This is a genomic window from Streptomyces sp. NPDC090445, from assembly GCF_044769385.1.
Taxonomy (GTDB): Bacteria; Actinomycetota; Actinomycetes; order Streptomycetales; family Streptomycetaceae; genus Streptomyces.
On sequence record NZ_JBIVXV010000002.1, the window covers coordinates 603780 to 611220 of the forward strand.

The following is a 7441-nucleotide window of genomic DNA, read 5'->3' on the forward strand; positions in this document are numbered from 1 at the left end:
TACAAGGGTCTCATGTACCGCCGATGCCGCCCGCGCGAACGTCCGGCGCGGGCGGCGGCACGACGCGGACCCGGCCGAGGAGCCGGCCGGGCCCGGGTCAGGACGGCTTGTAGTCCTTGCCCAGGGTCACCACGACATCGGCGTTCACCGCGTTCTCGCCCTTCTTCACCGCCGTCTCCGGCAGCCCCAGCGTCTTGGCGACCTCGACGGCCTGCGCGCGCTGTGCGTCGTCCTGGTACGTGATCTGCGTGGCCGGCTGGGTCGCGCCGGCCTTGCCGCCCTCGACGAACGTGTAGCCGCCGTTGATCAGCGCGACCTTGGCCGCCGTCTGCGTCTTCTCGTCGCCGGTGGCGTCCCGCAGGCCGACGCGCGGGGCGGTGCCCGCCTGGGCTGCCGTGAAGCTGCCGCCGAGCACCTCCTTGACCACGTTCTTGTTGGCGACGTCGGTGAGGGCGCCGTCGGGCTTCACGCCGAGCACGTCCGTGCGATACCCGGAGGGGCCCTCCTTGGCGTGCTCGCCCAGCTTGGACAGCATGGCGCCGAGGGTCTGGGCGTTCAGGGACGGGTCGAGGATCTGGCCCATGCTCTCGACCGTCAGCGTCGCCGACTTCGGATCGCCGGGGATCTTGCGGAGGGTGCCGTACAGCACCTTGCCGAGCCGCTCCAGCTGCTTGGCCTCGGGCTCGTTCTGCACGCGGTGGGTGGCGTACGCGACGGCCATGGCGCCGCTGAGGTGCTGCTTCGCGCCCTGGGCGACGGCAGGGGCCTTGACGGCGTCGTCGGCCGGGACCGCGGTGTCGGTGTCGACCTCGATGCCGCCGACCAGCTCGACCAGGTTCTCCAGGAACGGGGTGTCCAGGCGCCAGGTGCCGCCGATGCGGGTGCCGAGCACCGAGTCGAGGGACTCGCGCACGCCGAGGCCGCCCTCCTCGACGGCCTTGCCGAGCGGGGTGCCCGTGCCGTCGTCCTTGGGGACGCCGAGGGTGTTGGGCAGCAGGACGGTGGCGCCCTTCTGCGTCGTCACGTTGTCGACGAGCAGGGCGGTGGAGGTGCCGCCCTTCTTGGTGTTGTGGACGTGCACGACGATCATGTCGCGCTTCTGCGGCCCGGCGGCGGCCGCGGCGCCCTCCTTCCGGCCGGGGCCGTCGAGGAAGGGCAGCTTGCCCGCGTACCAGAGGTAGGCGGCGCCGCCGACGACGAACAGGGCGAGGACGACGATCAGGGCGACCACCCGGTTGCGGCCTCGGCGGCGGGCCTCCTCGCGGCGCTCGGTGCGGCTCTCGGTGAACTTGAGCCAGTCGATGACGTCCTCGGAGTCCTCGTCCGGCTGGTCGATGAAGGCGAACTGCTCGGTGCGGTAGTCGGGAGGCGCGTCGATGCCGGCGCCGCCGTCACCGCTGTGGCCGTCGGCGGCGCGGCGCGGCTCGGGGACCTGCGGGGTCCGGGGCTGCCCCGGGGCGGCTCCGGGGGCGGCGGGCTCCCGGCCGGCCTGCTGCGGGATCCACTGCTGGGCCTGGAGGGTCGGCTGCTGGGCCTGCGGGGCCGGAGGGGACTCGTAGCCGCCGTAGCCGTCATGTCCGCCGTAGTTGTCGTGGCCGTCGTAGTTGTCGTGTCCGCCGTACCCGGCGTAGCCGCCGCGGCCGTCGTAGGCGCCTTGGCCGTCGTAGGCGCCTTGGCCCGGTGGCGGCTGGTGCTGCGGGGCGGGCTGCGGCTGCTCGTGGTACTGCTGTCCGCCGCCGTAGGACGGGCCGCCGTGGCCGTGGTCGTACGGCCGGCCGTACACGTCGTACTGCGGGGCCTGCGGGGCGCCGGGCTGCGCGGGCGCCCGGCCGTACACGGGCCGACCGTACGCGTCGTAGCCGATGAACTGCTGCTCCTGGGAGGCGTACGGGTCGTACGGCTGCTGTCGGTCGTTCACCGCGGGCCCCTTCTGTTCCGGAAGCTCAGGCTCCCCGATACAGCTCACGCTTGTCGATGTAGCGCACCACACCGTCGGGCACCAAATACCAGACCGGGTCGCCCTGGGCCACCCGGGTGCGGCAGTCCGTGGACGAGATGGCCAGCGCGGGCACCTCGACGAGGGAGACCCCGCCTTCGGGCAGTCCGTCGTCGGTGAGCAGGTGGCCCGGCCGGGTGACCCCGATGAAGTGGGCCAGGGAGAAGAGTTCGTCGGCGTTCCGCCAGGTCAGGATCTGCGCGAGGGCGTCGGCACCGGTGATGAAGAACAGGTCCGCGTCCGGGTTGAGCGCGCTGAGGTCCCGCAGGGTGTCGATCGTGTACGTCGGTCCGCCGCGGTCGATGTCGATGCGGCTCACCGAGAACTGCGGGTTCGAGGCCGTCGCGATGACCGTCATCAGATAGCGGTCCTCGGCGGGGGACACGGCCCGCTGCGACTTCTGCCACGGCTCGCCGGTCGGTACGAACACCACCTCGTCGAGGTGGAACAGGGCGGCCACCTCACTGGCGGCCACCAGGTGTCCGTGGTGGATCGGGTCGAAAGTCCCGCCCATCACGCCGAGCCGGCGCTTGACCGGGCCGGTAGGCATCTCCTGCTCTCCCATGAGCGCAGAGCCTACTGGCCCGGCGGAGCGGTGCGGGCTCGCGCATTCGAGCGCGTGCGCGAGCGCAGCTCACGCGAGCGCGGCTCAGCGGTCGCGGCTCAGCGGTCGCGGTTCAGGCGCGTGGTCACCCAGAGCATCAGCAGCAGGATGACGAAGGCGCCACCGCCGGTGACGTACGGGTTCAGGCTGTCGTGGTTGCCGCCGTGCTGCTCGGCCCCCTCCGAGGCGAGGAGAACCAGGGAGTGGGCGGTGGACGTGAGGCTCATCAGGCAGATACCTATCGAGTCGGGGAGCGGGCGGAGACTTCGCTCACATCGTATGCGGGGGCCTGGGGCACGCTCGCGCCGACTCAGGCGTTGGAGAGGATAGACGCAGTGAAGAGCTGGCCGATCAAGGGGGAGGCGTCATGAGCGGGACGGTTTTCGAGAAGGCACCGGCGCGGGACCGCAGGAGGTTCCCCGGGATCTCCTCGCGGGCGTACGAGCACCCGGCGGACCGGTCCGCACTGGTGGCGCTGCGCAAGCTGAGCGGGTTCGACACGGTGTTCAAGGCCATGAGCGGCCTGCTGCCGGAGCGCAGCCTGCGGCTGCTGTTCCTGTCGGAGTCGGTGCGCGTCGGCGAGACGCAGTTCCCGCACCTGTACGAGATGCTGCGCGACGCCTGCTACATCCTGGACCTGGACAGGGTCCCGCAGATGTACGTGCAGCAGGACCCCAAGCCGAACGCGATGTGCATCGGCCTGGACGAGCCCATCATCGTGGTGACCACGGCTCTGGTGGAGCTGCTGGACGAGGAGGAGATGCGGGCGGTCGTGGGCCACGAGGTGGGCCACGCGCTGTCGGGCCACGCCGTGTACCGCACGGTGCTGCTCTTCCTGACGAACCTGGCGCTGAAGGTGGCGTGGATCCCGCTGGGCAACGTGGCGATCACGGCGATCGTGACCGCGCTGCGGGAGTGGTTCCGCAAGTCGGAGCTGTCGGCGGATCGGGCGGGCCTGCTGGTCGGCCAGGACGTGCAGGCCTCGATGCGCGGGCTGATGAAGATCGCGGGCGGCAACCACCTGCACGAGATGAACGTGGACTCCTTCCTGGCCCAGGCCGAGGAGTACGAGCAGAGCGGAGACCTGCGCGACTCCGTGCTGAAGATCCTCAACATGCTGCCGCGGACGCACCCCTTCACCACGGTCCGCGCGGCCGAGCTGAAGAAGTGGGCGGAGAGCCGGGACTACCAGCGGATCATGGACGGCCACTACCCACGGCGGGACGAGGACAAGGACGCCTCGGTCACGGACTCTTTCCGGCAGTCGGCTGCGCACTACGCGGACTCGGTCCGCACCAGCAAGGATCCGCTGATGAAGCTGGTGGGCGACATCGCCGGCGGGACGGCCGACCTGGGCGGGCGGCTGCGCGACCGGTTCACCGGGGCGGGCGGCTCCGCGGCGGGATCGGGCTCGGCCTCCGGCTCCGCTTCCGACTCGGCTCCCGGCTCCGCCGCCGGGGACTCGGGCGGGGGCTCTACCCCGCAGGGCTGACCGGGGCCGCCGCCGGGGCCAGCACGCCGCAGAGGCCGGTGCTGCGCCGCGGGTGGCCGCTGGCGTACGGGTCGCTCGCGGCGGGGCCGACCGTGGTCGGCCCGGCTCCGGCCGGGAGCGGACGGAAGCCCTCGGCGGGCTCGGCGGAGCAGGACTGGGGCCCGGCCATGACGTAGGCCGAGACCAGTTCCGCCCGCCGGGTCGCGAGGTCCTCCCGGTCGAAGCGCAGCCGCAGTTCGCGGCGGACGGTGAACAGCGAGGCACCGTCCGCGGCGGGCGGTGCGCCGGCGGCCGGCCGTACGGCGTACACGAAGGTGTGATCGGTGGTCACCTCCAGCACGTCCGGGGAGACCTCGTCGAAGGCGAGGTTCCCGCTCACCCGGACGCGGGAGTCGGCGACGACGGCGGTGCCGGGGTCGAAGCGGACCAGCCAGCCGGTGGCCGCGTGCCGCCCGTCGCCGGAGGGCGAGGCCATGCTGCGGTCGAACTGGTCCAGCTGGTCGGGGTCGACCAGGACGCGCACCGGCCGGGTGGCGGTGCCGGCCAGGACGTCCGGGTCGAGGGAGGACTGCACCAGGTAGTCCTTGGCGATGGACAGGGCCGTGACGACCTGCCCGTCGGTGAAGTGCCGGGTGCGGCGCACGGCGGGCAGGGCGATCCCGGCCGCCCCGACGCGGAAATCGGCCGCCGGGCTGTTCGCGTACAGGTCGGCGGGCTGCCCGCCGGGCACCGGGACGGTGGGCGCCAGCGGGATGACCGTGCTGGTCAGCGGCTCCGTCCTGGTGTCGGGCACGGGTGCGGCGGGGTTGCGCAGGCCGAGGTAGACAGCCGAGGAGAAGGCCAGGGCGATGAGCAGCACGAGCAGCAGCCCCTGCCGGGCGCTCCGGCTGGGGGTGCCGTTCCCGGGGCGGGCGGAGCCGCTGCCGGACCAGAGGGAACGGCTGCGCACGGCGCGGGCGTGCTCGCCCATCCGCTCCTGGGCGGAGAACTCCTGGAGGCGGGCCGCCCGGACGAAGTCCTCGTCGAACACCACCGACCGGTACTCGTACTCGTAGTCGTCCCGCCGGAACTCCTCGTCGCCCCCGCCGATGCCGTCGGGGGTGCCGTCGGGTGGATCTGCTGGCACGGCCATTGCTTCTCCCGCTGGTCCCGCTTCAGAGAAGCCCCCGGCTCCGGTGAACGGGAGCGGGGTCGTACCTTCAGGGTTGGCGGCCGGCGGGGTCCATAAACGCCCCGACGCTGCTGACTTCCTTCAGCGGGGTGCTGGCGGGTGCGGGAGCGGGCTCGGGCTCGCCCGAGGCGCTGCGGTAGACGGCGCTGAAGGCGAGGGCGACCATGCCGAGGCCCATCACGACGGCGAGGACCCAGGCGACCGGGCGCAGCCACGGCGAGCGGCCGCGGTAGGGGCGGAGGCTACCGCCGTAGGCCCCGTACGGGGCGTCGGGGTGGCCTGGTCCGTAGCCGTACTCCCAGGCGGGGTCGTCGAAGCCGTGGCCGTCGGGGCGACCGTAGCCGTAGCCGTCGGGGTCCTCGTCGGAGGTCCAGCCGCCGGGCAGGGCGCGGGCGGCCTCGGCCTCGGCGCGGGCCCGGTGGTCGGCGGCGCGCTGGCGTTCCAGCGCGCTGGGTTCCTGGATTTCGGCCCTCCGGACGAAGTCCTCGTCGAACACCACGGAGGCGAAGTCGAAATCCGCGCCTCCGCGGTCGTCGTCGGGCTCCCCGTTGTCCGGGTACTTGCCCCCCACGTCGTCCGGCACGGGACCAGCGTAGACCTGAGGGGGTGCTTTGGGCAGGCTGTCAGCCGAAATCCGGCCACACGGAGTTCAGCGGTCGGCTACCGGACGTGACCGTCGCCGGTGACGATGTACTTGGTGGAGGTGAGCTCGGGAAGGCCCATCGGGCCGCGGGCGTGCAGCTTCTGGGTGGAGATCCCGATCTCGGCGCCGAAGCCGAACTGGCCACCGTCCGTGAACCGGGTGGATGCATTCACGGCGACGGTGGTCGAGTCGACCAGCTGGGTGAACCGGCGGGCAGCGGCCTGCGAGGTGGTGACGATCGCCTCGGTGTGGCCGGACGTCCAGCGGCGGATGTGGGCGACGGCGTCGTCGAGGGAGTCCACGACGGCGGCGGCGATGTCGTACGAGAGGTACTCGGTCTCCCAGTCCTCGTCGGTGGCGCGCATCGCGATCACCTTGGAGTCGCGGGCGGCGTCGAGGACCCGGTCGTCGCCGTGGACGGTGACGCCGGCGTCGGCGAGCGCGTCGAGGGCGAGCGGCAGGAAGGCGTCGGCGATGTCGCGGTGGACGAGGAGGGTCTCGGCGGCGTTGCAGACGGAGGGCCGCTGGGCCTTGGAGTTGATCAGGATGTCCACGGCCGTGCCGAGGTCGGCCTGCGCGTCGACGTAGACGTGGCAGTTGCCGGTGCCGGTCTCGATGACCGGCACGGTGGACTCCTCCACCACGGTCTTGATGAGGGAGGCGCCGCCGCGCGGGATGAGGACGTCGACGAGGCCGCGGGCGCGCATCAGCTCGCGGACGGAGTCGCGGGACTCGCCGGGGACGAGCTGGATCGCGTCGGCGGGGATGCCGGTGCTCTCGACGGCGTCGCGGAGGATCCCGACGAGCGCGGTGTTCGAGGCGTACGCGGAGGAGCTGCCGCGGAGCAGGACCGCGTTGCCGGACTTCAGGCAGAGGGCGGCGGCGTCGACGGTGACGTTGGGGCGGGCCTCGTAGATGATGCCGACGACGCCGAGCGGGACGCGGACCTGGCGCAGGTCGATGCCGTTGGGGAGGGTCGAGCCGCGGACGACCTCGCCGACGGGGTCGGGGAGGGCGACGACGTCGCGCACGTCGGAGGCGATGGCGCGGACCCGCTCCGGGGTGAGGGTCAGGCGGTCGATGACCGTCTCGCTCGTGCCGGCGGCCCGCGCCTTGTCGGTGTCGACGGCGTTGGCGGCGACGATCTCGTCGGTACGGGCCTCCAGCGCGTCGGCGATGGCCAGGAGCGCGGTGTCCTTGGCGGACCGCGGGAGGGGGGCGAGGACCGCGGCGGCGGTACGGGCGCGCTGTGCGGTGGCGAGGACGGGCGAGGTCGTGGCATCGAGCGAGGTCATGCCGCCAGGGTAATCCCCACCCCGGCGGGCCCGGCCTCCCTTCCACCCCGCGAGACGCCCCCGCGGCCCGGTGTCCCGCGCCCGCCCGGGCACGGCCCGCGGCCCACGCCCGAGGCCGGCACGGCGGAGTCCGGCCCGGCAGCGTCCGGCCCGGCAGCGTCCGGCCCGGCAGCGTCCGGCCCGGCAGCGTCCGGCCCGGCAGCGTCCGGCCCGGCAGCGTCCGGCCCGGCAGCGTCCGGC

General features: G+C 73.0%; 7 protein-coding genes. 1 reads left to right on the plus strand and 6 read right to left on the minus strand.

Features of this window, described 5'->3' with window-relative positions; genetic code table 11:
* Nucleotides 1-97 precede the first annotated feature (97 nt).
* The 3 genes from ACIQUT_RS07485 to ACIQUT_RS07495 form a co-directional block, all read right to left on the minus strand.
* Entirely contained in the window at nucleotides 98-1918 is a 1821-nt protein-coding gene (locus ACIQUT_RS07485) for an LCP family protein (protein ID WP_403560393.1), read from the minus strand.
* A 25-nt stretch (nucleotides 1919-1943) separates the two neighbouring features.
* Nucleotides 1944-2561 carry a nicotinate-nucleotide adenylyltransferase gene (gene nadD, locus ACIQUT_RS07490; RefSeq protein ID WP_403560395.1) on the minus strand — a complete coding sequence of 206 codons (618 nt, stop codon included), beginning with the start codon at nucleotides 2559-2561 and terminating at the stop codon, nucleotides 1944-1946.
* A 98-nt stretch (nucleotides 2562-2659) separates the two neighbouring features.
* The gene (locus ACIQUT_RS07495) at nucleotides 2660-2827 is read right to left on the minus strand and encodes a hypothetical protein (protein WP_403560397.1); all 168 of its coding nucleotides are present in this window, start codon (nucleotides 2825-2827) and stop codon (nucleotides 2660-2662) included.
* A gap of 140 nt (nucleotides 2828-2967) precedes the next feature.
* Here ACIQUT_RS07495 and ACIQUT_RS07500 point away from each other — a divergent pair, with 140 nt between their 5' ends.
* Nucleotides 2968-4092 carry a M48 family metallopeptidase gene (locus tag ACIQUT_RS07500; protein ID WP_403560399.1) on the plus strand — a complete coding sequence of 375 codons (1125 nt, stop codon included), beginning with the start codon at nucleotides 2968-2970 and terminating at the stop codon, nucleotides 4090-4092.
* Here ACIQUT_RS07500 and ACIQUT_RS07505 read toward each other — a convergent pair.
* The 3 genes from ACIQUT_RS07505 to ACIQUT_RS07515 form a co-directional block, all read right to left on the minus strand.
* Complete coding sequence (locus tag ACIQUT_RS07505; RefSeq protein WP_403560400.1) at nucleotides 4076-5224, minus strand: hypothetical protein; 1149 nt, start codon at nucleotides 5222-5224, stop codon at nucleotides 4076-4078. The genes ACIQUT_RS07500 and ACIQUT_RS07505 overlap by 17 nt on opposite strands.
* 67 nt (nucleotides 5225-5291) lie before the next feature.
* Entirely contained in the window at nucleotides 5292-5846 is a 555-nt protein-coding gene (locus ACIQUT_RS07510) for a hypothetical protein (RefSeq protein ID WP_403560402.1), read from the minus strand.
* 77 nt (nucleotides 5847-5923) lie between these two features.
* Nucleotides 5924-7201, minus strand: coding sequence for a glutamate-5-semialdehyde dehydrogenase (locus ACIQUT_RS07515; protein WP_403560404.1), 1278 nt, complete (start codon nucleotides 7199-7201; stop codon nucleotides 5924-5926).
* Nucleotides 7202-7441: the final 240 nt, after the last annotated feature.

What these genes read in the sequence shown, in the direction of transcription:
- ACIQUT_RS07495 (WP_403560397.1), bottom strand. Translation starts at nt 2,827, where the DNA reads ATGAGCCTCACGTCCACCGCCCACTCCCTGGTTCTCCTCGCCTCGGAG.
- ACIQUT_RS07505 (WP_403560400.1), bottom strand. Translation starts at nt 5,224, where the DNA reads ATGGCCGTGCCAGCAGATCCACCCGACGGCACCCCCGACGGCATCGGC.
- ACIQUT_RS07500 (WP_403560399.1), top strand. Translation starts at nt 2,968, where the DNA reads ATGAGCGGGACGGTTTTCGAGAAGGCACCGGCGCGGGACCGCAGGAGG.
- nadD (WP_403560395.1), bottom strand. Translation starts at nt 2,561, where the DNA reads ATGGGAGAGCAGGAGATGCCTACCGGCCCGGTCAAGCGCCGGCTCGGC.
- ACIQUT_RS07515 (WP_403560404.1), bottom strand. Translation starts at nt 7,201, where the DNA reads ATGACCTCGCTCGATGCCACGACCTCGCCCGTCCTCGCCACCGCACAG.